The following is a 22,261-nucleotide window of genomic DNA, read 5'->3' as shown; positions in this document are numbered from 1 at the left end:
ACCCACCTTTTGGAACCCCACGCCCCCATGAGCCACTACGAAGGCGACCTCCGCCCGGCCGGTTCGGCCCGTTTTGCCATCATCGCCAGCCGCTGGAATGCCCGCATCACCGACGCGTTGGTGACCGGTGCGCGCCAGAGCCTGGCCGGCAACGGTATCGGCGAAGACGCCATCGACGTGGTGCGTGTGCCCGGTGCCTGGGAGATTCCGCTGGTTGCAGCGCGCCTGGCTGCGGCCGGGCACCACGCTGCAATCATCACCCTTGGCTGCGTGATCCGTGGCGATACCCGCCATTACGAGCACGTTGCCGACCGTTGTGCCGAAGGCCTGATGCGCGCCCAGCTCGATTTTGGCGTGCCGGTGCTCAATGGCGTGCTGGCGGTGGAGCGGGTGGAAGATGCCGAGGCCCGTGCAGGCGGCAGCCACGGCAACAAGGGTGAGGAAGCCGCATTGTCGGCATTGGAAATGGTCAATCTTCTGGAACAGCTGCCATGAACAACAAGAACAACGGCAAGCCTGCCGGAAAGCCGGTCCGTCGCGATGGTGTCGATCCGGTGCTGCGCTCACGCGCGCGTCGTCGTGCCCTGCAGGCCATCTACGCCTGGCAGATATCCGGCGGCAACGCCGAGTCGCTGCTGGCCCAGTTCGCCCATGAACAGGCCCACGAAATCGCCGACCTGGTGTACTTCGAAAGCTTGCTGCGCGGTGTGCTGGACAACCGCCGTGACCTGGACGAGGCGCTGGCCCCGTTCGTCGACCGCGCGGTTGAAGAAGTGGACGCCATCGAACGTGCGGTGCTGCGCGTGGCGGCTTACGAGCTGCGCTACCGTCAGGATGTGCCGTACCGCGTGGTGATCAACGAAGCCATCGAAACTGCCAAGCGTTTCGGTTCCGAGCATGGTCATACCTACGTCAACGGCGTGCTCGACCGCGCCGCGCTGGAATGGCGCAAGACGGAATCCTCCAGCCACTGACCGATGGCGGCAGCATTGCCACCAGCGGGATCCATAGCAGCGCCGGGCCGGCATCATCGGCGCCGGCGTTGTCGTTTTTGAGGGAGCGCAGTGATGAGCCTTGACGAGTTTGGCCTGATCGAACGCATCCGCCGCCGCACCGCTGCGCGCGCGGACATCGTATTGGGGATAGGCGACGATGCCGCCCTGCTGCAGCCGGCCGCCGGCCAACAGCTGGTGGTGACCACCGATACGCTCAATGTGGGCGTGCACTTTCCGCCGGAAACGGCTGTCGCCGACATCGGCTGGAAAGCACTGGCGGTGAACCTGTCGGACCTGGCCGCAATGGGTGCGCAGCCGGCCTGGTGCAGTTTGTCCCTGTCACTGCCCGACGCCAGCCCGGAGTGGGTGGACCAGTTCGCTCAAGGTTTCTTCGCGCTGGCCGATCAACATGGCATTGCCTTGATTGGCGGCGATACCACGCGTGGCCCTTTGTCGATTTCGATAACCGCGATGGGCCAGGTTGCAGCGGGGCAGGCATTGCGCCGTGATGGCGCCCAGCCCGGTGATGACATATGGGTCAGCGGCGTGCCCGGCGAAGCCGGTCTGGCCTTGGCGCTGTGGCAGCAGCAGGAACTGGATGTGAGCCGTGCCGCTGACAATCCTGCGCGTGAGCATCTGCGCCAGCGGCTGGCGCGGCCCACGCCGCGGGTTGAGCTGGGCCGTGCATTGCAGGGCCTGGCAAGTGCGGCGGTGGACGTATCCGATGGTCTGCTGGCCGACCTGGGTCACATCTGCGCGCGCAGTGGCGTTGCTGCCGATGTACTTGAAAGCACATTGCCGACGTCGGCTGCAGCGCAGCAGTGTGGGCTGACAGCAAGCTTCAATGCACTGCGTGCAGGTGCGGGTGACGACTACGAGCTGTGCTTCACCGCCCCGGCCGCACAGCGCCAGATGGTGCTCGAAACCATGGCTTCCGTAGCAGTTCCGCTCACCCGGATTGGCTATATTCGAGCCGGAACCGGGCTGCAGGTGGTCAACCAAGGGGGCGATGTGGTGGCGGTATCGAGGCAGGGTTACAACCACTTTTCGGGCATTGGGGATTAGGGGAGCCCCGCCATCGGATGTCAGTTTGTTGCGTTCACGTAGTGTCCACGTATTCATATTTATTATCGCGGCTGTGATGTAGGTCGCGTTTTGATGCAGTGCAGATGCTGCATCCAGCGGCCGTAAACAGGGGATGGGGTAGTGGAAACAGCAACACTGGAAAAGCTGAGGGCGAAGATGAGTGATGTGGCAGCGCCCTCGTCCACCATTGATGGCGCTGCGCTGGAAGCAGAGCTTGATAACGTCATCAATCGCAACGGCGGCATTTCCATGTTGCTGGTGTCCACGGCCGATGGCCGTGCGATCGCTCACCGCTCGTTGAACAAGCTGGATCCACGCCGCTTGTCAGCGATGAGCAATTCGTTCCTGACACTCGGGGAAACCCTGTCGCGCGAGCTCGGCCTGAGCACCGCCGACTACGTGACCATGTCCACCTCGCAGGGCAGCATGGTGCTGGTTCGCGTTGCTGCGGACCGGCCCTATACGCTGGCTGCGCTTGGCCATGCCGATACCTCCCTTGCCATCCTGTTGTACGCCGCCCGCGATGCTGCGGGGCGGATCAAGCAGTTGCTGTAACTCCCTGCGTGCAGATCGCCCGTTCTGCCGGTTGTCCGGCATGCCGGGGATCCAGTGCGGTTGGGGGATTTGGGAAGGGACAAAACAAGGTGTTGCCTGAGCTATGCAACAACATGGCCACGCAGCACCATCAGACAACATTCGATCAGGAACGGAGAACACCATGGCTGGGAACGTCAAGCTGGAAAAGTTGAATGAAATTGCTGGTTTCGTTGGCGCTGCGCTGGTCGACAGTGACAGCGGCATGGCGCTGGGCATGCTCGGCGGTGGTCCGATCAACCTGGAAGTTGCGGCTGCCGGCAACACCGAAGTGGTGCGCGCCAAGCGCCGCGTTGCTGCCTCGCTCGGCATCACCGATGCGATCGAAGACATCCTGATCACCCTGACCAAGCAGTACCACCTGATCCGTCCGCTCGAAAGCAATGCGGACCTGTTCCTGTACGTCGTGCTTGACCGCTCGCGCGCCAACCTGGCGCTGGCTCGCCACGAGTTGAAGTCGTTCGAACAGACCCTCGACTTCAAGTGATGCAGGAAAGCACCGCTGCCCGGTGACGGAGCAGCGGTGCAACTGCTGAGTTTCGACTCCCGGAACCGATCCACACGATGAGTGCACCCGCTCGAAAAATCTCTGCCGCAGTGATCGGCTGCCAGGGATTGGATGTCCTGCACATGATGCGGCTCAAGGTTGCCAGCTCCTTGCTGATGGCCGAGTACATCCAGGCCGAGGTGCAGGAGTGGGACCGTCAGCCAGTGGATCTGCTGGTAGCCAGCATCGATGACAGCCATGGCCAGCAGTTGCTGCGCGAGGCCAGTGAGCAGGGCTTGCCGGTGCTGGCGGTGACCCGCCGGATGCTGTCCGGGCTGTCGACGCCGGGTGTGGCCTATGGCGCCAGCGTCCGCGATATTTTCCAGCAGCTGCGCTCGTTGTTGCTGGAGTCTGACCGAAGTGGTGAGCGCTTCAAGCCGCGCACGCTGTTCCGTAGTCTCGGCGAGGCCAAGGGCACGCCCAGCCTGCTGCACATGGGGCTGGTCAAAGTGGTGATCGACGCGGCGCAGACGCGTGTCACCGTGCTGCGCGATCTGCCTTATGAGAACTGCTTGAAGGCGGCCGCCGAGCCAGGCTGGACCTTGTCGTTGCTTGGCAGCGACCAAGCGGTGGACGAGGTATTGGCTGATGCGGTCAGCAGCCACGCATTGGAAGATTTCTGCTGGCGGGCCGCGGCGCTTTCACCCGAGCCCCTCTTGCCACGTGAGAGTGCAAATCCGTGTCGGCTACGTGGGTGGCCCGAGGTTGAGACCGGCAAATTGCCGCTGCAATGGCTGCTGCCGATGGCGGCGATGATGATCCGGCCGTGGCAGCCGGGCGAGTTGGCGCAGGCAACCGGCACGTCGCTGGACGATATTGCCCGTATCATGGCCGCAGCGGCCTGCACCGGGCTGCTTGATGGCAGCAGCGCCGATGTTGCACCGGCGCAGGGCTCCGGCAACAAGGTGTCCGGCTTCTTCACACGTATCGCCAAGCGATTCGGGCTCAATTTTTCCAAGGGGCTTCAGGTCTGACGGCTATGGCAACCAAGTTGGTTTTTGTCGGTGAAATGGGTGCGGGTAAAACGACTGCGATACGGTCGATCTCGGACATGGAACCGATCAGCACGGAAATGCCGATCAGCGACGAAGCGGCGCTGGAGGCATTCGAGGACAAGTCGCACACGACGGTGGCGCTGGATTACAGCTCCATTGAACTTGGCGATGGCGAGCTGCTGCATGTCTACGGTGTGCCCGGTCAGGCCTATCTGGATTTCATGTGGCCGATCGTGGCAGAAGGTGCAATCGGCGTGATCGTACTTGTGAGCGCACTCAACCCGCGCGCGCTGCCAAGTACGTTGACCCTGCTGGAGCAGTTCCGCGGGTTGGCGCCGGAGGCGTGTTTCGCAGTGGGCGTGACCTGCCAGGACCGCGAGCCTGATTTCAGTTTCAGCGACTTCCGCAATGCATTGGCCGGGCAAGGACACCGTCTGCCAGTGATGTGGGTGGATGCACGCGAAACCAGCCAGGTCGATTTCCTGATCAAGGCCTTGTTGTCCTGCCGCTACGCCGAAGCGATTGCCTGAGCTGGGTGTTGTAGGAGCGGCGTTGGATTGTAGGAGCGGCGTAAGCCGCGAAGCTGGTGATCCGTCCGACCTGGCGCTTGTATGGCCCCTGCCGAGCATGGCTCGGCACTACAGCTGCCGCTCTTTCGCTTGTAAGGCCCCTGCCGAGCATGGCTCGGCACTACAGTTGCCGCTCTTTCGCTTGTAAGGCCCTTGCCGAGCATGGCTCGGCACTACAGTTGCCGCTCTTTCGCTTGTGAGGCCCCTGCCGAGCATGGCTCGGCACTACAGTTGCCGCTCTTTCGCTTATGAGGCCCTTGCCGAGCATGGCTTGGCACTACAGTTGCCGCTCTTTTTTGTGGGAGCGGCGTGAGCCGCGAAGCAGTTGGATCTGAAGATCGCAAGCTTGTCCGCGGCCGATGCAGCACCAGCCTCGCGGCTTACGCCGCTCCTGCAAAAGCCTGGCCGCTCGAGCTTACGCCTCCGGCAACACCTTGCCAGGATTGAGGATGCCATCCGGGTCCAGCGCCTGCTTGATCGCGCGCATCGTCGCCAGCGTTCCTGCCGAAAACGCCTGTGCCATGAAATCGCGCTTGGCCAGGCCGATGCCGTGCTCGCCTGACAAGGTGCCGCCCAGCTGCAGGGCCAATGCAAATACCTTGGGCAAGGCCGCATGCGCACGTGCGTTCTCGTCGGCGTCGTCCGGGTGATACAGAATGTTGACGTGCAGGTTGCCGTTGCCGGCATGGCCGAAGGTCACAATCGGCAGCTGCGCCTGTTCGGAGAGCTGCTGTACGCCTTCCACCAGCGCCGGGATCTGCGATACCGGCACCACCACGTCTTCATTGATCTTGCCCGGTGCGATGGTTTTCAGCGCCGGAGACAGGGCGCGGCGTGCCGCCCACAGCTTGTCGCGTGCGCTGCCATCGGTGGCCACATCCAGCGCCAGCATGCCGTCGCCTTCGGCGGCTTCGGCCAAGGCGTTCAACAGGTAGGGCAGGGTGTCATCGTCGCCATCGGCATCGATCAACAGCATCGCGCCGGCCTCGGGCACCTGTGCGCCGTTGTGGCGCAGCAGCTGCAGGCTGCGTGCATCCATGAATTCCAGCGTGGTCGGCGTCACCGGTTGTGCCATTACCCGCGATACGGCAGCAGCGGCCGCTTCGGCATCGCGGTACAGCACGCGCAGGCCGGCCTGGCTGCGCGGGCGTGGGGTCAGCTTGAGTGTGGCTTCGACGATCAGCGCCAAGGTGCCTTCGCTGCCAACCAGCAGATGGGTGAGATCGTAGCCGGTCGAATCCTTGGTGTAAGGCCCGCCACATTGAATCAGGTCGCCGGTTCCGGTGACCGCCACCAGACCCAGTACGTTGTCGCGGGTTGTGCCGTACTTCACTGCGCGTGGGCCGCCTGCATTGCAGGCGAGGTTGCCGCCGATGCTGCAGATGTCGGCGCTGGAAGGATCCGGCGGCCAGAACAGGCCGTGCGGCATCAAGGCCTGTTGCAGGTCGCCATTGAGCACGCCGGGTTCGACCACCGCACAGCGATCGCCCGGGCGTATCGCGAGGATGCGGTTCATGCGCGCGAACGACAGCACGATGCCGCCGGCAGTTGGCACCGCAGCACCGGTGGTGCCGGTGCCGGTGCCGCGTCCAACCAATGGCACGCCGTGTTCGCGGCAGGCGCGGACGATGGCCTGCACCTGCTCGCGTGTACTGGGCATGGCGACACCCTGCGGCAAGGCGTGGCGCCAGGAGTTGTCCTGCGCATGGGCGGCGAGCGCGCTGGCGTCGGTGTGCCAGTCATCGCCCAGCAGCTGCGACAGGGTGTGCTTGAATGCGTCGGAAAGGGGTGTGATCACCCGCCTATTCTAGGCCGTGTCATCCGCCGCCGTCGGTGTTGGTGTTCTGCGACGGCCGCATGCGTACATGTTCGGGCAGCAGCGCCAGCACCTGTTCCAGGATCCCCGGCAATGACGCTTCTGAATAGCCTTGATGGACGGTGTTGATGCGACCTTCCTGGTCCAGCACGAACATCAAGGGGATGGCCTTTACCCCATAAGCCGCGGCGGCCTTGCCCTTGCTGTCGATTACGTATTCCAGGTCGAGCTTCCTGTTGCGGCGTGCAAAGTCCACCACCTGCGCGCGTGGCTCGTCCCAGTTCACCGCGATGACCTCCAGCGCGTCCTTGCCAACCACTTTCTGCATATGCGCCAGCACCGGCAGTTCGCGCATGCAGGGGCCACACCAGCTTGCCCAGAACGTCATGATGACGACCTTGCCGCGACGCTGCTGCAGGTCGACAACTTCGCCCGGCAGGGTCTTGCCGAGTGCGACCGGTGGCGGGAATTCGCCGGCGCTGGGGATGGCAGCGGCGAACGACGGGATGGACAGCAGCAACAGGCAGCAGGACAACAGCAGTCTGGAAGACTGCAGCAGGCGATGAGGCATGGTTCCCCCAGGTGGCTCAGTTGTCGGCGCGGCGGCGCCAACCTTGCGGCGATTGAATCATCTTCCAGCCGACTACGGCCACCAGCAGCGGTAGCCACACCCAACGCAGTTCCGACAGCACGGTCTGCAGGCCGCGCGCGCTGAAGAAGTTGTTGGCGAACGGCGAGACGCGGATTGGCCGCCACGGCGCGAACAGGCGCTGGTCGCTCCACGGCCACCATAGCGCGACGCCCAGGCCGCCGGAGGTCAGTGCGTCCAGCAGCGGATGCGAAAGCGCGCAGATGAAGACGAACGCAAACGCCTGCAGGCGGCTGGCTCGCAGTGCGTTTGCAAAGGGAATGGCCAAGGCCGCCAGCAGCGTGGCGAACAGCAAGGAATGACTAGCGCCGCGGTGGCCAAAACTATCGGCATAGGGAATGTGCAGGGCGAAGGCCAGTACATCGGCATCGGGCAGCATCGCTGCAGCAACGCCGGCACCGAGCAGGCGCCGGGAGATGCGACCGCGCTCGCTGGCGCACCACAGTGCGAGCGGAATTGCAGCATGGGTAAATACGCTAGGCATCAGCAGTCGTCGGCACGGAAGGCGTCGCGGATCCAGTTCAGGCGCGGCGGTTCGCCACTGGCTTCGACCACGTCGAAACGGCAGGGGCTGTTGGCCAGCGCGGGGTGCTGGTTGAGGTAGAGCTGGGCGGCACGAACCAGCTTGCGGCGCTTGTTGAAGTCGATGGAGGCCGCGCCGCCGCCGAACATGGATGAGCGCCGATAGCGCACTTCGACAAAGACCAGGCTGGCGGCAGTACGGTCGTACATCACCAGGTCCAGCTCACCGCCACGAAACCGGACATTGCTGGCCCGCCATTGCAGGCCAGCGTTCTGCAGCAGGACACGGGCAGCGGCTTCCACCGCTGCACCGCGTTGGCTCTGCTCAGCGACCATCACCAATGGCGACCGGGCGGCCTGCGCTGAAGGTGGACCAGGCAGGCGTGCGCAGCACATTGCCAAAGCCGTCCAGGTGCAGCGTGCCGGTGGCACCGCTGAGGCCGCCGCTGGTGCTGTTGGCCAGCTTCTCCATATAGGCGGTGATCTTCCACGCGTCGTAGCCGAAGGCGAACAGACGGCCAGCGCCGCCGCGTGCGGTTGGCAGGGTGGTGGCGACGGCGCTCGCAGCAGGCAGGCCTGCAACGCCACGGCTGCTCCAGGTCTCGCTGGGGAAGGCGATGCCATCCAGTGCGGCGTCGTCTTCGGCCTTGCCGGTGCCCGCGGTCAACTGCGAGGTGCCAACGCGGCTGGCGGCACTCAGACCGGCCAAGGCCAGCTGCGGTGCCAGGGCGCGCGCCTGGTTGCCTTTTACAGCCAGCAGGACTGCGTCGACGCTACCGGCCTGGCGCAGCTGCGCGCCAATGTCGCCGGGCGCATCACCGACATTGATGGTGGCGGCGACCTTGCCGCCACGCTCGCTGAAGCGCTCCTTGAAGGCGTTGCTGGAGCGACGGCCAGCGTCGTCATTGCTGGCGATAACCAGCACATTGCGGCGCTCACGGCCGAGCAGGTATTCGGCGGCCATCAGGCCATCGTCTTCCGGTGCCAGCGAGAAGCCGGCGCTGCCGGGCGGCGGTGCGTCCTTGCCGCGGTTCAAGGCGAGCAGGGGAACCGGCAGGTCGCTGCGTTGGAACAGCGCGTCCACTTCATCACGGCCCAGCGGGCCGACAATGAAGTCGACGCCGTTGCCGACCGCCTTGTCATAGGCCGCACCGGCACCGCTGGCGGTGCCCTTGGTGTCGATGAAATCGATAGGCGGGCGCCGCCGGCTTTCGCCGTAGTAGCCGGCCAGCAGGCCGTCGCGTACCGAGGCACCGGCGGCGGCCAGGTTGCCGCTGAGCGGCAGCAGCACTGCCATCTTCACTGGCGGGCGATAGCCGTCGGCATCGGCCGCCGGGCGCTTGCTGGTATCCAGCTGCGAGGCGGTATCGCGGTCGAATGGCCGCGGCAGCGGCAAGCCGCGGCCAATCATGGCGCGGCCAGCGTGGTTGTAGAGCGGGTCGCCAACCGGCAACGCCGCGGCGCGGCTGCTGAGGGTGGCGTCATTCACGCTGGCGAGCAGGCGGGTGATGGCGCGCTGGTTGTCATTGCGCTCGGTGCCGCTGAGCAGGCTGCCGGCACGGGCGCGTTCGGCAGCGGCGGCAAAGGCGTCACCGCCGGCTTCCAGCGCCTGCGCGCGGGCCAGGTACCAGCGCGCCTGCAGCGGCGCTGGCAGCGAGGTCGGGCTTTCGGTCAGCACCTGCAGCACCGTGGCCGGCTGCTTGTCGCCCAGTGCCAGCTCGGCCTGCAGCAGGTTGAAACGCTGGCGGGTTGCACCAGACAGCTGGCGCGGCTGCACCTGCGCCATCAGCATGCGTGCGCGGGCGCTGTCGCCGGCTTCCTGCCAGGCAAAGGCGGCATCGGCCAGCAACAAGGTCTTGCTGGCGCCACGCGCAAGCGCGGCCTGGGCTTCAAGCTGCTGCGCGGCATCGCGCGGTTTGCCCTGTTCAAGCAGGGCGATGGCCGCCTGCTGGGCGGGTGAGCTGGTCGGCGCAACGCTGGTGGTTGCGCAGCCGACGAACAGCAGCATCGACAATGACAGGGCGGAAATCCGTGCGACTGGCTTGTTCATTTAAGGTCCGTTCGACAGGGCGCGGCAGTGCCGGGCGGGGGAAACGGTACGATTCTACCCTTGGCCCACGGAAATACCGATGATGAGTACTGCTGCTGCCACCTTGTATGTCGTTGCCACACCGATCGGCAACCTCGCCGACCTGAGCCCGCGTGCGCAGGAGGTGCTGCGTTCGGTGGCCGCTATCTGCGCAGAAGACACCCGTCATACCGGTCAGTTGCTATCGCATTTCGGCATAAGTAAACCCTTGGTGGCCCTGCATGACCACAACGAGGAAGCGATGGCCGAGCGCGTCGTGGCGCGTTTGCTGGGTGGTGAGTCGCTGGCGGTGGTCAGTGATGCCGGCACGCCGCTGGTCAGTGACCCGGGCTTCCGTCTGGTGCGCGCTGCGCGCGCAGCGGGGGTCAAAGTCAGTCCAATCCCAGGCGCCTGCGCGGCAATTGCCGCCCTGAGCGTGGCCGGTCTGCCCAGCGATCGCTTCGTGTTTGAAGGCTTCCTGCCGGCCAAGGGCGCGGCCCGGCGCGAGCGTTTGAACAAGTTGGCCGCCGAAACCGGCACCCTGGTTTTCTACGAATCCTCGCACCGGATTGCCGAATCACTGGCCGATATGGCCGGCGCGTTTGGTGGCGAGCGCCCGGCAGTGGTGGCGCGTGAGCTGACCAAGCTGTTCGAGACCGTGCTCGATGGCAATCTGGATCAGCTGCTGGCCAAGGTGTTGGCCGATGACAACCAGCGCAAGGGCGAGTTCGTGGTGATGGTGCAGGGCGCAGGGGATGATGAAGAAGCCAAGATCGCCGAGGGCCGCCGCTTGTACGCCAAATTGAACGAACACCTGCCGCCTTCCACTGCCGCCAAGCTGGCGGCCGAACTGAGCGGCGCGCCGCGCAAGGCTTTGTATGGACAGGGCAGCAACGACTGAGGCGATGTGGGCGGCGGCTGATGCCGCCAGCCTGCGCCAGCAACTCGACCTGCGCGAGCATCCGCTGGCGGGCGGCACAGGGGCCGAGATCAAGACCCAGCGCGAGCGCTGGATGATGGTGCGCTGGTTGACCGCCTGGGCGTCGGAGCTGGTCTATCCGCTGCGGGTGAGCAAGCGTGAAAGCCCGGATTTCATGCTGGACACCGGCAATGCACGGGTCGGCGTGGAATGCATGGAAGTGGTGCCGGAGGCCTTCAAGCAGGTACAGGCCAAGTTGAACGGCATCAACTCCGGCTGGGTGCGGCCTGTGGCGCAGCATCGCGCTGAAGAAGCGCGCGCCGAATGGGATAGCCCACTGCTGCGCCAGTTATTGGCTGACACGTATGAGGGTAGCCCGTGGTCTGGCGATGAACCGGAACGGCTATGGGTGGAAGTAATGCGCTGGGCGGTGGAGAAGAAGCGCCAGGTGCTGCACAAGCCGGGCTACGCGCGGCAGTCGCGCAATGTGTTGTTGCTGTACGACAACTGGCCGTTGCCGGCGGTGGCGTTCGTCGAAGACGCCGATCCGGCGGTGCTGCGCAGCTGGGCGTTGGCGGCCCTGGATGAATTGTCGCGGCAATTGCTGGACAGCGGCGCGCATGCGGACTTCCAGCAGATCGATATCCTGCATGAAGGTTGGCTGCTGTCATTCACAACAGGCGGAGTGCGACCGCTGCGTTACCAACTGCTTGCAGCTGAATGAAATGATCGGCCGGTGTGCTGCTGGACGTGCGACAATACGCGCGGCGGAGTCGGCCAGACAGTCGCGTCATTCCTTCGGGAATGCCGAGGAAAGTCCGGGCTCCACAGGGCAAGGTGCCAGGTAACGCCTGGGCGGCGCAAGCCGACGGAAAGTGCAACAGGAAGATACCGCCGAACGGCCTTCGGGCGCGTGGTAAGGGTGAAATGGTGCGGTAAGAGCGCACCGCGAGTCTGGTAACAGACCGGCACGGCAAACCCCACCTGGAGCAAGACCAAATAGGGACCTAATGGCGTGGCCCGCGTCGGGTCCGGGTAGGTTGCTTGAGCGTTACGGTGACGTAGCGCCTAGAGGAATGACTGTCCACGACAAAACCCGGCTTATCGGCCGGCTCCGCCGCTTTTTCTGCCCGCCGGGCAGAAAAAGCCCCAAAATTTTGCAGGGCAAAACTTTGGGCCCCGGGCCTTTAGCCCTCCAATTCCCCGCGCCTGTCGGCGCGCCCCCTTTACTAAAGGGGGCTTTGGTTCTCCGGATTTAGTGCTTGGCTCGCTGCGCATCGTGGTGGGAAGAGTGCGGCTGTAGCATCTGCTTGGCTTTGGCTTTGGCTTTGGCTTTGGCTTCGGCTCTGGCTGCTGCAGCATTTGCTGGGCTTTGGCTTTGGCTTTGGCTTCGGCTTCGGCTCTGGCTTTGGCTTTGGCTTTGGCTCCTGCCTTGCTGTTCTCTTTCCCTTCTCCCGCTTGCGGGGGAAGGTGCCCGGAGGGCGGATGGGGGGAGCTTTTGATCCTGCTTTGGCTGTGGGTCAAAGCCAAAGCCAAAGCCAAAGCGAGATCAAAGGCAGCCCTCCCCAGCCCTCCCCTTGGCCTTCGGCCAAAGGAAGGGGGTTAGGAGCCAAAGCCTTCTTTTCCAGTCTCCAGGCGCGTTTCCCCCAGATACACGCCCTCTGGCCCGAATCTGCGTTCGTGGATGAAGCCGCCGCCATCCCTGTCGATCGCCACGATGGTGCTGGCGCGGGTGCCGTAGTCGGTTCCGCGTATGAAGGCGCTCGACAGCAATCGCTCCAACTCCAGCGGAACGCCGGTAGATGGCAACTGCGCGTCCGTTGCCTGCTGCTCATCAGCCAGTGCTGCCCACAGCGGCTCCAAGCTGTCATTGCCGGCAACGAGCCAAGCCTCAAGCACGTCCATCAGGCGGCGGGTCTTGGGCCAGGGTGCATCCAATGCGCCGTTGGACATCCCATGCACGCCCGGCGACAGGTCCAGGCGTGCCTGCGGATGGTTGCCCAGATAGCTGCAGTTCTCAGCGTCGGCGACCAATAGATTGAAGGGCGCAAATTCCGGGGCCCGCCCTGCCAGATCGTCGGCATAGTCCGTGGCCGCCTGTCCGCCAGCCAGGTAGCTGGCGATCAGTTCCCCCCGCGAAGGCCCGCCGGTGGCCGCTGACGGGTCACGCACATTGGTGACCACGGCGGCTTGGCCGCTCAGGTTCACACCCACCCAGCTGCCGCCGGAACGCAGGTCGCGGCCGGCAATCACGTTTTCATGGGGTGATGGCCAGCGCTGCAACGGCGCGGTGGGCCGGGCGTGGAACTCGTCACGGTTGCCGGCCATGAGCAGGCGCCAGTGTGGGTGGGTTTTCCAGGCGATGGCGACCAGGCACATGCACGGAGTGTGCCGTTTTGCGCGCGCATGAGCCATACAGGCCTGAATGGCGGCTGGGCTACGGCCCCGTTTTCACGCGCTCTCTACACCACTGAATTACATACAAATCTCAAAATTTGAGATGAAACAGTAACTTGTGGATAAACCTTGAACAACTCTCTAAACATTGGTGCAAGCCATTGATGCGGCACATGATTTTGTGCGCGGAAAGTTGTTGACAACCTTAGGCTCGCTGCTAAGGTGGGCATCAGAGGGAAAACCGGGTTTTTTGTGGTTTTTCGTGGTTCAATGACTTCCCAAGCAAAACGAACGAACGGGTGCCTCAGGCGTGTTTCAAGGTGAGACTGCCATCACGGTTGACGACAAGGGACGCATGGCGGTGCCAACCGCCTACCGCGACCTGGTTGCGCGCGCCAGTGGTAATCGCCTTGTGCTCACCTACAACCCGTTCGAAGCCGGTTGCCTGTGGTTGTACTCAGAGCAGGAGTGGGAGCGGGTGCGGGACGACGTAATGGCAAAGCCCAATACCCAGCGCGTAGTGCGCACCCTGCAGCAGAAGCTTGTCGGCTCGGCCGCCCATCTGGAACTGGATGGCAATGGCCGTATCAGCCTGCCGTCCAGTCACCGCAGCGCGGTGGGCATCGAGAAGAAAGCAGTGCTGATGGGCATGGGTGAAAAGTTTGAATTGTGGAGCGAGCAAGCGCATCGCGCACTGATCCAGCAGACGTTGTCTGATGAGGATCTGGGCGATGGGCTTCTCGATCTGAAGTTGTGAGCCGGGGTGCCCGGGTGCGCGGAGGAGCGCAGGCCGGTCACCCAACGGTGTCGCAGCCGCCGGCAGCTCACCTGCCGGTGCTGTACACCCAGGTCCTTGAGGGCCTGAGGGTGATCGAAAACGGTACGTATCTGGATGGCACGTTCGGTCGTGGCGGTCACGCTGGCGGCGTGCTGCGCCAGCTCGGTGCGGACGGGCGCCTGCTGGTGATGGACAAGGATCCCGAAGCCATTGCGGTGGCCGAGCGCGACTTCGCGCCGGACGGCCGTGTGGCCATCTATCGCGGCAGCTTTGCCGATCTGCTGGACTGGAGCGAAACCGCTGCCGGTCTGGATGGCGTTCTGTTCGACCTGGGCGTGTCCTCGCCGCAGCTGGACGTGGCCGAGCGTGGTTTCAGCTTCGGCAAGGATGGCCCGCTGGACATGCGCATGGACCCGGATTCGGGTGAAAGCGCTGCGGATTGGTTGAACCGCGCCGAAGACCGCGAAATCGCCGACGTGCTGTTCACCTATGGCGATGAGCGCCAGAGCCGCCGCATTGCCCGTGCCATCGTTGCCCGCCGCGAGAAGCAGCCGTTCACCCGCACCGCGGAGCTGGCCGAGCTGATCGCCTCGGTGATGCCGCGTGGCAAGGACAAGATCCATCCGGCCACCCGCAGCTTCCAGGCCATTCGCATCCATATCAACCGCGAACTGGCCGACCTTGAAGCCGGTCTGGACGCGGCGATGGCGCGGCTCAAGCCCGGCGGCCGCTTGGCGGTGATCAGCTTCCACTCGCTGGAAGACCGCATCGTCAAGCAGTTCATGAACCGCCATGCCAAGGCGCCGCCGACCAATCGCCGGCTGCCGGAGCTGCAGGCCTTCGTGCCGACGCTGGAATTGATCGGCGGCGCCATCAAGGCCGACGACGACGAGCTGGCGATGAACCCGCGCTCGCGCAGCGCGGTGCTGCGCGTGGCCCAGAAGTGCGAGGTGGCCGGATGAGCCGCCTGCTGTTGATCGTCCTGCTGGCGTGCACGATTGCCTCGGCAATCGGTGTGGTGTTCATGCGCCATCGCCACCGCCAGCTGTTCGTCGAGCTGTCCAAACTGGAACATGCTCGCGACGAGATCAACATCGAGTTCGGCCGTCTGCAGTTGGAGCAGGCAACGCTGGCCCAGGCCACGCGCGTGGACCAGGAAGCCCGTGGCCGTCTGGGCATGAAGTTCCCCGAGGCTGCTGACATCGTGGTGATCCGGCCATGAACAAGCCCAGCCGCAACCGTACCCGCACGCAGTTCAATCTGCGTAACCGCATGCTGATGGTCGGCGTGGGGCTGGGTCTGTGTGCGGTGACGCTGGTGGGTCGTGCCGCGTACGTGCAGCTGATCAACAACGATTTCTACCAGCGCGAAGGCGAAGCCCGCTTCCTGCGCGATGTTCCGATCCCGACCTCGCGCGGCATGATCACCGATCGCAATGGCGAGCCGGTGGCGGTGTCCACGCCGGTGGCATCGATCTGGGTCAATCCGCAGGAACTGCTGCGCACGCCGGAGCGGATTCCGGAGTTGGCGCGCGCGCTGTCGCTGCCTGTGGATGAGCTGACTACCAAGCTGACCCAGAAGGCCGATAAGGAATTCATGTACCTGCGCCGCCGCATCAATCCGGATGTGGCCGAGCAGGTAGTCGCATTGAAGATTCCGGGCGTGTTCTCGCAGCGCGAGTTCCGTCGCTATTACCCGCAGGGTGAGGCGATGGCGCATGTGCTGGGCTTCACCAATATCGATGATCTCGGCCAGGAAGGGCTGGAGCTGGCCTTCGACGAATGGCTGCGTGGCAAGCCGGGCGCCAAGCGCGTCATCCGCGACCGCAAGGGCGCGATTGTCGAGAGCATCGATCTGGTGCGTCCTGCCGAGCCTGGCAAGGACCTGACCCTGAGCATCGATCGCCGCATCCAGTTCCTGGCGATGCGCGAGCTGCGCAATGCGGTCACCACCAACAAGGCCGCAGGTGGTTCCATCGTGATCATGGATGTGGCCACCGGTGAAGTGATGGCCATGGCCAACCTGCCGACCTACAACCCGAATTCGATCAGTGGCGCGACCCCGGACACGCGCCGCAATCGCGCCGTCACCGATCTGGTCGAGCCCGGCTCGACGATGAAGCCGCTGACCATTGCCACCGCGCTGCAGAACCATGTGGTCACCCCGGATACGGTTATTGACACCAATCCGGGCTACATGTCGCTGGGCCGTTACACCATCCGCGATGTGCCGCGGAACAACGGCGTGCTCAATGTCACCGGCGTGATCACCCGCAGCTCGAACATCGGCGCGGCAAAGATCGTGGCGCGTATTCCTGACCAGACCTTTTATGACTCGGTGCGTGGTTTCGGCTATGGCGTCGCACCGAACAGCGGCTTCCCAGGCGAATCTGCCGGCGTAGTCGCGCGCCCGGGCAGCCCGAGCTGGTATGGCACCACCAAAACCACCATGTCCTATGGCTACGGCCTGTCGGTAACGCCGCTGCAGATCGCGCAGGCGTACTCGGCGCTGGCCAATGGTGGGCAGGTGATCCAGCCGACCTTCATCAAGGGCCAGCGCAACGAAGCACGCCAGGTCATCGACCCGGAAGTGGCGCGCGAAGTCGTGCGCATGATGGAGACCGTGGTCACCAATGGTGGCGCCAAACAGGCGGCCATCCTCGGTTATCACGTCGCCGGCAAGACCGGCACCGCGCGCAAGAACGGCCCCAACGGTTACGAGCGCGGCCACTACAACCTGCTGTTCGCCGGTGTGGTGCCGGCAACCAACCCGCGCTACGCCGCGGTGATCGTGGTCAACGATCCGCAGGGCTCGCTGCAGTACGGTGGCCTGGTCTCCGCTCCGGTCTTCCATCACGTGATGGAAGGCACGCTGCGCCTGATGGACGTGCCGCCGGACGACATCCAGTCGTGGCTGGCCGCGCAGGCCGCAGGCAAGGTGGGCGGCAAGCCGGGCAGCAGTGCGGCGCCGCTGCCGATTCCGCAGGACCCGGACGAGGCGCCCAACGCCACGGCCGAATTTGATGCCGCACTGCCGACGGCCGTCGCTCCGACGCCTGCCGCCACGGAGGTGCGCCAGTGAGCCACACAATGAAGTTGTCACAGCTGCTGCCCGATCTGGTCCTGTCACAGGACCCGCAGATCGGCGGCCTGGTTCTGGATTCACGGCATGTGCGCGCCGGTGATGCGTTCGTTGCCATCGCCGGCTTTGGCGCGCATGGGTTGGGCTTTGTCGAGCAGGCCAAGGCCGCCGGTGCGGCCGCGATCCTGTTTGATCCGCCGGCACCGGCCGAACTGCCGGCACCGGCCGATGCCATCGCCGTGCCCGGCCTGCGTACGCGCATGGGCGCGATGGCCGATCAGTTCCATGGCCAGCCGTCGCGGGCGATGACCATGGTGGGCGTCACCGGCACCAACGGCAAGACCTCGACCGTGCAGCTGCTAGGCCAGGCCTGGCATCTGCTGGGCACGCTCAGTGGCTCGATCGGCACCTTGGGTGTTGGCCTGTACGGCGATGTGGTGCCGACCGGCTTCACCACGCCGCTGGTGCTGCAGATGCATGAAGTGCTGGCGCAGCTGCGCGATGGCGGTGCCAAGGCGGTGGCGATGGAAGTCAGCTCGCACGCGCTGGATCAGGGCCGCGTCGATGCCGTGCACTACGACGTGGCGGTGTTCACCAATCTCACCCGCGACCATCTCGATTACCACGGCGACATGCAGGCTTATGGCGCAGCCAAGGCCAAGCTGTTCCATCGTCCGGGCCTGAAGGCTGCGGCGATCAATCTGGACGACGCCTTCGGCCGCGAGCTGATCACGACGTTGGCAGCCGATGTGCAGGCCATTGGCCTGAGCTCGACCGGCCAGGCTGGCGCCACCATCCGCGCCGAAAACCTGGTGCTGGACGGGCAGGGCCTGGGCTTCGATCTGGTCATCGGCGAAGAACGCCACCCGCTGCGCTCGCCGCTGCTGGGGCGCTTCAACGTCGACAACCTGCTGGCCGTGGCCGGTGCGCTGCATGGCCTGGGCGAAACCAGCACCAGCATCGCCAAGGTGCTTGGCCAGCTGCAGCCGATCCGTGGCCGCATGAACCGCCTCGGTGGTCAGGGCGAACCGACCGTGGTCATCGATTACGCACACACCCCCGATGCGCTGGAGCAGGCGCTGCGCAGCCTGCATGGTCATCTGGATGGCCGCCTGCTGTGCGTGTTCGGTTGCGGTGGCGAGCGCGACACTGGCAAGCGCCCGCAGATGGCGGCGATTGCCGAAGCATTGGCCGACGTGGTGTTCGTCACTGACGACAATCCACGCGGCGAGAATGGTGACGTGATCGTCGCCGACATCATGGCCGGCTTTGTGACGCCTGCGCAGGTGAACGTGGTGCGCGATCGCGCCCGCGCCATCGACGCCGCGGTCGCACAGGCAGGGGCCGGCGACATCGTGTTGATCGCCGGCAAGGGCCATGAGCCCTACCAGGAGATTGCAGGTATCAAACATCCTTTCGATGACACCGACGTGGCATCGCGCGCGCTGCAGGCACGCAAGACCAGTGGCGAGGTGCACGCATGAAGCGCACGCCTCTTTCGCTGATCGCACATTGGGCCGGTGGTGAAATCCACGGCGACGACGCCAGCATCGATGCGGTCAGCAATGACACGCGCACGCTGGCGGCGGGCAGCCTGTACGTCGCCCTGCGCGGTGAGCGTTTCGATGGCCATGACTTTGCAGCCAACGCGGTCGAGCAGGGCGCCAGTGCCTTGCTGGTGGATCGCCTGTTGCCGCTGGAAGTGCCGCAGATCGTGGTTGCCAATACCGAGCTGGCGCTGGCAAAGATCGCCGCCGCGATGCAGCAGCAGCGTGCTACCCGCGTGTTCGCCATCACCGGCAGCAACGGCAAGACAAGCGTGAAGAACCTGCTGTTGGCGGTCATGCAGCACGCTGCAGCGGTGCTGGGCCAGCATGTCTATGCCACCCCGGGCAACCGCAACAACGAGATCGGCCTGCCGCTGGCGGTGATCGATGCGCCGGAAGACGCCGACTTCGCCATCTACGAGATGGGTACCGGCAAGCCGGGCGATATCGCCTACCTGACCGCCATCGCCGCGCCAGACGTGTCCATCGTCAACAATGTCGCCCCGGCGCATCTGGAGCGTATGGGCAGCCTGCTGGAGATCGCCAACACCAAGGCGGCGGTCTACGACGACCTGCGCGATGGCGGTGTCGCGGTGGTCAATGCCGACGATGCCTTCTCCCCGTACTTCGCTGCACGCGCTGGCGCACATCAGGTGATCCGCTTCGGCCTGGAGGTCAGCGCCGATGTCACCGCCACCAATATCGTGCTCGACGAGGCTGGTTCGCGCTTCCAGCTGCGCACGCCGCAAGGTGATGCCGAGGTCGCGCTGCACTTGCCGGGTCGCCACAACGTATTGAACGCACTGGCCGCCGCCTCGATGGCACTGGCTGCCGGTATTGCCTTGCCGCTGGTTGTCGAAGGTCTGGCGCAGGCACGCCCGGTCGCCGGCCGTCAGGTGGCGCATGTGCTGGACAACGGCGCGGTGCTGATCGACGACAGTTACAACGCCAACCCGGGTTCACTGGCAGCGGCGATCACCGCGCTGGCCGCTGGCAAGGGTGAGGGCTGGCTGGTGCTGGGCGATATGCGTGAGCTGGGCCCGGACGCACAGTCGCTGCACGCGCAGGCTGGCCAGCGCGCCCGTGAGGCTGGGCTGAAGCGCCTGTACACGCTGGGCCCGCTGAGCGCAGCGGCATCGGCGGCATTCGGCGAAGGCGGGCGTCATTTCGACTCCCACGCTGCGCTGGCCGCCGCACTGCAAACCGAACTTCATGCTGGTGTGCGTTGCCTGGTCAAGGGCTCGCGCGGCAGCGCCATGGACAAGATCGTGACTGCGCTGTTGAAGCGCGGCGAGGACACTACACATGTTGCTTGAATTGGCCCGTTGGCTACAGCAGTTGGACGGCCTGTTCCGGTTGTTCAACTACATTACGTTCCGCGGCATCCTCGCCGCCCTGACCGCCTTGTCGCTGTCATTGTGGTTGGGCCCGATGGCGATCCGTCGCCTGGCCCAGCTCAAGGGCGGCCAGCCGATCCGCAAGGACGGCCCGCAGTCGCACTTTTCCAAGGCCGGTACGCCGACCATGGGCGGCGGCTTGATCCTGACCACGGTGCTGGTATCGGTGCTGCTGTGGGGCGACCTGCGCAACCGTTACGTGTGGCTGGTGCTGGTGGTGATGCTGTGCTTCGGCGCGATCGGCTGGTACGACGACTGGTTGAAGATCGCCAAGCGCGACCCGAACGGTTTGAAGTCGCGCTGGAAGTACGCGCTGCAGTCGATCTTCGGTCTGGCCGCAGGCATCTTCCTGTACAAGACCGCGGTGGTGCCGGCTGAGCTCACCTTCTACATCCCGATGTTCAAGTCGATTGCGCTGCCGCTGGCAGGCATCAGCTTCGTCGCGATTGCCTACTTCTGGATCGTTGGTTTCTCCAACGCGGTCAACCTGACTGATGGTCTGGATGGTCTTGCAATCATGCCGACGGTGCTGGTGGCCTGTGCGCTGGGTGTGTTCGCCTATGCCTCGGGCAACGCGGTGTTCTCCAGCTATCTGCAGATTCCGCAGATTCCCGGTGCCGGTGAGCTGGTCATCATCTGCGCGGCGATTGCCGGCGCGGGCCTGGGCTTCCTCTGGTTCAACACCTATCCGGCCATGGTGTTCATGGGCGACGTCGGCGCGCTGGCGCTGGGCGCGGTGCTTGGCACCATCGCGGTGATCGTGCGCCAGGAGCTGGTGCTGGTGATCATGGGCGGCGTGTTCGTGATCGAAACCCTGTCGGTGATGATCCAGGTGGCTTCGTTCAAGCTCACCGGCAAGCGCGTGTTCCGGATGGCACCGATCCATCACCACTTCGAGCTGAAGGGCTGGCCGGAGCCGCGCGTGATCGTGCGCTTCTGGATCATCTCGGTGGTGCTGGTATTGATCGGCCTGGCAACACTAAAGGTGCGCTGATGGACGACTACTCGCGTCAGGCAACCCGACTTGAAGCCATTGGTGGCAGCTACGACAAGTGGCTGCTCGGCGCCGCCGTGGCGCTGGCTTCGCTCGGGATCGTGATGGTGGCTTCCAGCTCCATCGCGCTGACGCAGAGTCCGTTCTATTACCTCACCCGCCACCTGATCTTCATCGCCATTGGCGTGGTCCTGGCCGCGGTGACGATGCGGGTGGAGTTGAAGGAAATCGAAAAGTACAACCAGCTGCTGTTGCTGGGCTGCTTTGCGCTGCTGGTGGTGGTGTTCATTCCCGGCCTTGGCAGCAGCGTCAACGGTGCGCAGCGCTGGATCAACCTGGGCTTCTCCAAGTTCCAGACCGTGGAAGCGGTCAAGGTGCTGTACATCGTCTGGCTGTCCAGCTACCTGGTGCGCTTCCGCGATGAGGTCAATGCCACCTGGCAGGCCATGCTCAAGCCGGTCGGTGTGGTCGGCGTGCTGGTCGTGCTGCTGCTGATGCAGCCCGACTTTGGTTCGTCGATGCTGTTGTTGGGCATCACCACCTGCATGCTGGTGCTGGGCGGCGCGCAGATCAAGCGCATCATCCTGCCGGTGCTGCTGCTGTTGCCCGGCCTGATCGCGCTGGTGATCTTCGAGCCCTACCGCATGCGCCGCGTTACCTCGTTCATGGACCCGTGGCAGGACCAGCTGGGTTCGGGCTACCAGCTGTCCAATGCGCTGATGGCGATCGGTCGTGGCGAGTGGACCGGCGTGGGCCTGGGTGCATCGATCCAGAAGCTCAACTACCTGCCCGAATCGCATACCGACTTCATCTTCTCGGTGATCGCCGAGGAGCTGGGCTTCCTCGGCGTGTGCGGCATCATCAGCCTGTACGTGCTGCTGGTCGGCCGTGCGTTCTGGCTGGGCCTGCGCTGCATTGAAATGCGTCGCCACTTTGCCGGTTACATCGCCTTTGGCATTGCCCTGTGGATCAGCCTGCAGACCTTCGTCTCGATCGGCGTGAACCTGGGCATGCTGCCGACCAAGGGCTTGACCCTGCCGCTGATCTCTTCCGGTGGTTCCAGCGTGATGATGACCTGCGTGGCGATGGGCCTGCTGCTGCGCGTGTCCTACGAATACAACCGTGCGGTGCGCCGCCAGGAAGTGCGCGAAGACCTCGATGGGGTCGAATTGGATGTGGCCGAAGCGCGCGACGGCGCACCGGCCGAGCCGCGTACGGAAACCGCCAGTGCGGTTGCCGCGGCAATGCAGAGCAGTGCTGCACGTGGCACCAGCCGCATGCAGCAGCGCGTCGAGCCGACCTTCGGG

Annotated in this window: 22 protein-coding genes, 1 other RNA gene and 1 pseudogene; 18 read left to right on the top strand and 6 right to left on the bottom strand. The window is 64.5% G+C overall.

Annotation, left to right across the window (positions count from 1 at the left end):
- The first annotated feature begins 27 nt into the window (after window positions 1-27).
- The 7 genes from ribH to ACVOLV_RS07565 all read left to right on the top strand — a co-directional run bounded on the left by ribH (window position 28) and on the right by ACVOLV_RS07565 (window position 4,747).
- Window positions 28-495: a 6,7-dimethyl-8-ribityllumazine synthase gene (gene ribH / locus ACVOLV_RS07595; RefSeq protein ID WP_303748880.1), complete on the top strand. Its 468-nt coding sequence runs from the start codon at window positions 28-30 to the stop codon at window positions 493-495.
- On the top strand, window positions 492-974 hold the full coding sequence (nusB, locus tag ACVOLV_RS07590; protein ID WP_481553833.1) for a transcription antitermination factor NusB: 483 nt from the start codon (window positions 492-494) through the stop codon (window positions 972-974). The genes ribH and nusB overlap by 4 nt, the downstream gene beginning before the upstream one ends.
- 93 nt (window positions 975-1,067) lie before the next feature.
- Window positions 1,068-2,060, top strand: a complete 993-nt coding sequence (thiL, locus tag ACVOLV_RS07585) for a thiamine-phosphate kinase (RefSeq protein WP_481553832.1) — start codon at window positions 1,068-1,070, stop codon at window positions 2,058-2,060.
- Between the two features lie 177 nt (window positions 2,061-2,237).
- Window positions 2,238-2,636 carry a roadblock/LC7 domain-containing protein gene (locus ACVOLV_RS07580; protein ID WP_481553831.1) on the top strand — a complete coding sequence of 133 codons (399 nt, stop codon included), beginning with the start codon at window positions 2,238-2,240 and terminating at the stop codon, window positions 2,634-2,636.
- A 163-nt stretch (window positions 2,637-2,799) separates the two neighbouring features.
- A complete protein-coding gene (locus ACVOLV_RS07575; protein ID WP_481553830.1) occupies window positions 2,800-3,162 on the top strand; it encodes a roadblock/LC7 domain-containing protein in 363 nt (120 codons plus the stop codon).
- Between the two features lie 77 nt (window positions 3,163-3,239).
- Window positions 3,240-4,196, top strand: a complete 957-nt coding sequence (locus tag ACVOLV_RS07570) for a hypothetical protein (RefSeq protein ID WP_481553829.1) — start codon at window positions 3,240-3,242, stop codon at window positions 4,194-4,196.
- Window positions 4,193-4,747 carry a GTP-binding protein gene (locus tag ACVOLV_RS07565; RefSeq protein ID WP_481553862.1) on the top strand — a complete coding sequence of 185 codons (555 nt, stop codon included), beginning with the start codon at window positions 4,193-4,195 and terminating at the stop codon, window positions 4,745-4,747. The genes ACVOLV_RS07570 and ACVOLV_RS07565 overlap by 4 nt, the downstream gene beginning before the upstream one ends.
- A 454-nt stretch (window positions 4,748-5,201) precedes the next feature.
- On the opposite strand, the gene ACVOLV_RS07560 is transcribed toward ACVOLV_RS07565, so the two are convergent.
- From ACVOLV_RS07560 to ACVOLV_RS07540, 5 genes are read right to left on the bottom strand one after another with little or no spacing between them, the layout of a single operon-like run.
- Window positions 5,202-6,584, bottom strand: coding sequence for an FAD-binding oxidoreductase (locus tag ACVOLV_RS07560; RefSeq protein ID WP_481553828.1), 1,383 nt, complete (start codon window positions 6,582-6,584; stop codon window positions 5,202-5,204).
- Between the two features lie 19 nt (window positions 6,585-6,603).
- Complete coding sequence (locus ACVOLV_RS07555; RefSeq protein WP_481553827.1) at window positions 6,604-7,173, bottom strand: TlpA disulfide reductase family protein; 570 nt, start codon at window positions 7,171-7,173, stop codon at window positions 6,604-6,606.
- A gap of 16 nt (window positions 7,174-7,189) precedes the next feature.
- Complete coding sequence (locus ACVOLV_RS07550; protein WP_481553826.1) at window positions 7,190-7,735, bottom strand: metal-dependent hydrolase; 546 nt, start codon at window positions 7,733-7,735, stop codon at window positions 7,190-7,192.
- Window positions 7,735-8,109, bottom strand: a complete 375-nt coding sequence (locus tag ACVOLV_RS07545; protein ID WP_481553825.1) for a YraN family protein — start codon at window positions 8,107-8,109, stop codon at window positions 7,735-7,737. Before ACVOLV_RS07545 ends, ACVOLV_RS07550 begins: the two co-directional genes overlap by 1 nt.
- Complete coding sequence (locus ACVOLV_RS07540) at window positions 8,099-9,823, bottom strand: penicillin-binding protein activator (protein WP_481553824.1); 1,725 nt, start codon at window positions 9,821-9,823, stop codon at window positions 8,099-8,101. Before ACVOLV_RS07540 ends, ACVOLV_RS07545 begins: the two co-directional genes overlap by 11 nt.
- An 82-nt stretch (window positions 9,824-9,905) precedes the next feature.
- Between ACVOLV_RS07540 and rsmI the strand changes: the two genes are divergently transcribed.
- The 3 genes from rsmI to rnpB all read left to right on the top strand — a co-directional run bounded on the left by rsmI (window position 9,906) and on the right by rnpB (window position 11,880).
- On the top strand, window positions 9,906-10,742 hold the full coding sequence (gene rsmI / locus ACVOLV_RS07535; RefSeq protein WP_481553823.1) for a 16S rRNA (cytidine(1402)-2'-O)-methyltransferase: 837 nt from the start codon (window positions 9,906-9,908) through the stop codon (window positions 10,740-10,742).
- The gene (locus ACVOLV_RS07530; RefSeq protein WP_481553822.1) at window positions 10,720-11,484 is read left to right on the top strand and encodes a hypothetical protein; all 765 of its coding nucleotides are present in this window, start codon (window positions 10,720-10,722) and stop codon (window positions 11,482-11,484) included. Before rsmI ends, ACVOLV_RS07530 begins: the two co-directional genes overlap by 23 nt.
- A 45-nt stretch (window positions 11,485-11,529) precedes the next feature.
- Window positions 11,530-11,880, top strand: an RNA gene (gene rnpB / locus ACVOLV_RS07525) — RNase P RNA component class A.
- 482 nt (window positions 11,881-12,362) lie between these two features.
- On the opposite strand, the gene ACVOLV_RS07520 is transcribed toward rnpB, so the two are convergent.
- A complete protein-coding gene (locus ACVOLV_RS07520; RefSeq protein WP_481553821.1) occupies window positions 12,363-13,139 on the bottom strand; it encodes an NRDE family protein in 777 nt (258 codons plus the stop codon).
- Between the two features lie 328 nt (window positions 13,140-13,467).
- On the opposite strand from ACVOLV_RS07520, the gene mraZ reads away from it, so the two are divergent.
- From mraZ to ftsW, 8 genes and pseudogenes are all read left to right on the top strand, one after another.
- Window positions 13,468-13,914, top strand: a complete 447-nt coding sequence (gene mraZ / locus ACVOLV_RS07515; RefSeq protein ID WP_057627453.1) for a division/cell wall cluster transcriptional repressor MraZ — start codon at window positions 13,468-13,470, stop codon at window positions 13,912-13,914.
- A 14-nt stretch (window positions 13,915-13,928) separates the two neighbouring features.
- Complete coding sequence (gene rsmH / locus ACVOLV_RS07510) at window positions 13,929-14,897, top strand: 16S rRNA (cytosine(1402)-N(4))-methyltransferase RsmH (RefSeq protein WP_481553861.1); 969 nt, start codon at window positions 13,929-13,931, stop codon at window positions 14,895-14,897.
- The gene (ftsL, locus tag ACVOLV_RS07505) at window positions 14,894-15,157 is read left to right on the top strand and encodes a cell division protein FtsL (protein WP_282266357.1); all 264 of its coding nucleotides are present in this window, start codon (window positions 14,894-14,896) and stop codon (window positions 15,155-15,157) included. Before rsmH ends, ftsL begins: the two co-directional genes overlap by 4 nt.
- Complete coding sequence (locus ACVOLV_RS07500; RefSeq protein WP_481553820.1) at window positions 15,154-17,016, top strand: peptidoglycan D,D-transpeptidase FtsI family protein; 1,863 nt, start codon at window positions 15,154-15,156, stop codon at window positions 17,014-17,016. Before ftsL ends, ACVOLV_RS07500 begins: the two co-directional genes overlap by 4 nt.
- Before the next feature lie 8 nt (window positions 17,017-17,024).
- Window positions 17,025-18,500 (top strand): UDP-N-acetylmuramoyl-L-alanyl-D-glutamate--2,6-diaminopimelate ligase, encoded by a 1,476-nt coding sequence (locus tag ACVOLV_RS07495; protein WP_481553819.1) that lies wholly within the window; start codon window positions 17,025-17,027, stop codon window positions 18,498-18,500.
- Window positions 18,497-19,879, top strand: coding sequence for a UDP-N-acetylmuramoyl-tripeptide--D-alanyl-D-alanine ligase (locus ACVOLV_RS07490; protein WP_481553818.1), 1,383 nt, complete (start codon window positions 18,497-18,499; stop codon window positions 19,877-19,879). The genes ACVOLV_RS07495 and ACVOLV_RS07490 overlap by 4 nt, the downstream gene beginning before the upstream one ends.
- Complete coding sequence (mraY, locus tag ACVOLV_RS07485; RefSeq protein ID WP_057627465.1) at window positions 19,869-20,954, top strand: phospho-N-acetylmuramoyl-pentapeptide-transferase; 1,086 nt, start codon at window positions 19,869-19,871, stop codon at window positions 20,952-20,954. The genes ACVOLV_RS07490 and mraY overlap by 11 nt, the downstream gene beginning before the upstream one ends.
- A pseudogene (gene ftsW / locus ACVOLV_RS07480) lies at window positions 20,954-22,087 on the top strand (putative lipid II flippase FtsW); the annotation flags it as partial. The gene mraY and the pseudogene ftsW, both read left to right, overlap by 1 nt.
- Window positions 22,088-22,261 lie beyond the last annotated feature (174 nt).

This window comes from Stenotrophomonas sp. STEN023, assembly GCF_056760135.1.
The sequence above is the reverse complement of the archived record's forward strand: the minus strand, read 5'-3'. Positions and strand labels throughout refer to the sequence as shown.

What these genes read in the sequence shown, in the direction of transcription:
- ribH (WP_303748880.1), top strand. Translation starts at nt 28, where the DNA reads ATGAGCCACTACGAAGGCGACCTCCGCCCGGCCGGTTCGGCCCGTTTT.
- nusB (WP_481553833.1), top strand. Translation starts at nt 492, where the DNA reads ATGAACAACAAGAACAACGGCAAGCCTGCCGGAAAGCCGGTCCGTCGC.
- thiL (WP_481553832.1), top strand. Translation starts at nt 1,068, where the DNA reads ATGAGCCTTGACGAGTTTGGCCTGATCGAACGCATCCGCCGCCGCACC.
- ACVOLV_RS07580 (WP_481553831.1), top strand. Translation starts at nt 2,238, where the DNA reads ATGAGTGATGTGGCAGCGCCCTCGTCCACCATTGATGGCGCTGCGCTG.
- ACVOLV_RS07575 (WP_481553830.1), top strand. Translation starts at nt 2,800, where the DNA reads ATGGCTGGGAACGTCAAGCTGGAAAAGTTGAATGAAATTGCTGGTTTC.
- ACVOLV_RS07570 (WP_481553829.1), top strand. Translation starts at nt 3,240, where the DNA reads ATGAGTGCACCCGCTCGAAAAATCTCTGCCGCAGTGATCGGCTGCCAG.
- ACVOLV_RS07555 (WP_481553827.1), bottom strand. Translation starts at nt 7,173, where the DNA reads ATGCCTCATCGCCTGCTGCAGTCTTCCAGACTGCTGTTGTCCTGCTGC.
- ACVOLV_RS07550 (WP_481553826.1), bottom strand. Translation starts at nt 7,735, where the DNA reads ATGCCTAGCGTATTTACCCATGCTGCAATTCCGCTCGCACTGTGGTGC.
- ACVOLV_RS07545 (WP_481553825.1), bottom strand. Translation starts at nt 8,109, where the DNA reads ATGGTCGCTGAGCAGAGCCAACGCGGTGCAGCGGTGGAAGCCGCTGCC.
- ACVOLV_RS07540 (WP_481553824.1), bottom strand. Translation starts at nt 9,823, where the DNA reads ATGAACAAGCCAGTCGCACGGATTTCCGCCCTGTCATTGTCGATGCTG.
- rsmI (WP_481553823.1), top strand. Translation starts at nt 9,906, where the DNA reads ATGAGTACTGCTGCTGCCACCTTGTATGTCGTTGCCACACCGATCGGC.
- ACVOLV_RS07530 (WP_481553822.1), top strand. Translation starts at nt 10,720, where the DNA reads ATGGACAGGGCAGCAACGACTGAGGCGATGTGGGCGGCGGCTGATGCC.
- ACVOLV_RS07520 (WP_481553821.1), bottom strand. Translation starts at nt 13,139, where the DNA reads ATGTGCCTGGTCGCCATCGCCTGGAAAACCCACCCACACTGGCGCCTG.
- ftsL (WP_282266357.1), top strand. Translation starts at nt 14,894, where the DNA reads ATGAGCCGCCTGCTGTTGATCGTCCTGCTGGCGTGCACGATTGCCTCG.
- ACVOLV_RS07500 (WP_481553820.1), top strand. Translation starts at nt 15,154, where the DNA reads ATGAACAAGCCCAGCCGCAACCGTACCCGCACGCAGTTCAATCTGCGT.
- ACVOLV_RS07495 (WP_481553819.1), top strand. Translation starts at nt 17,025, where the DNA reads ATGAAGTTGTCACAGCTGCTGCCCGATCTGGTCCTGTCACAGGACCCG.
- ACVOLV_RS07490 (WP_481553818.1), top strand. Translation starts at nt 18,497, where the DNA reads ATGAAGCGCACGCCTCTTTCGCTGATCGCACATTGGGCCGGTGGTGAA.
- mraY (WP_057627465.1), top strand. Translation starts at nt 19,869, where the DNA reads ATGTTGCTTGAATTGGCCCGTTGGCTACAGCAGTTGGACGGCCTGTTC.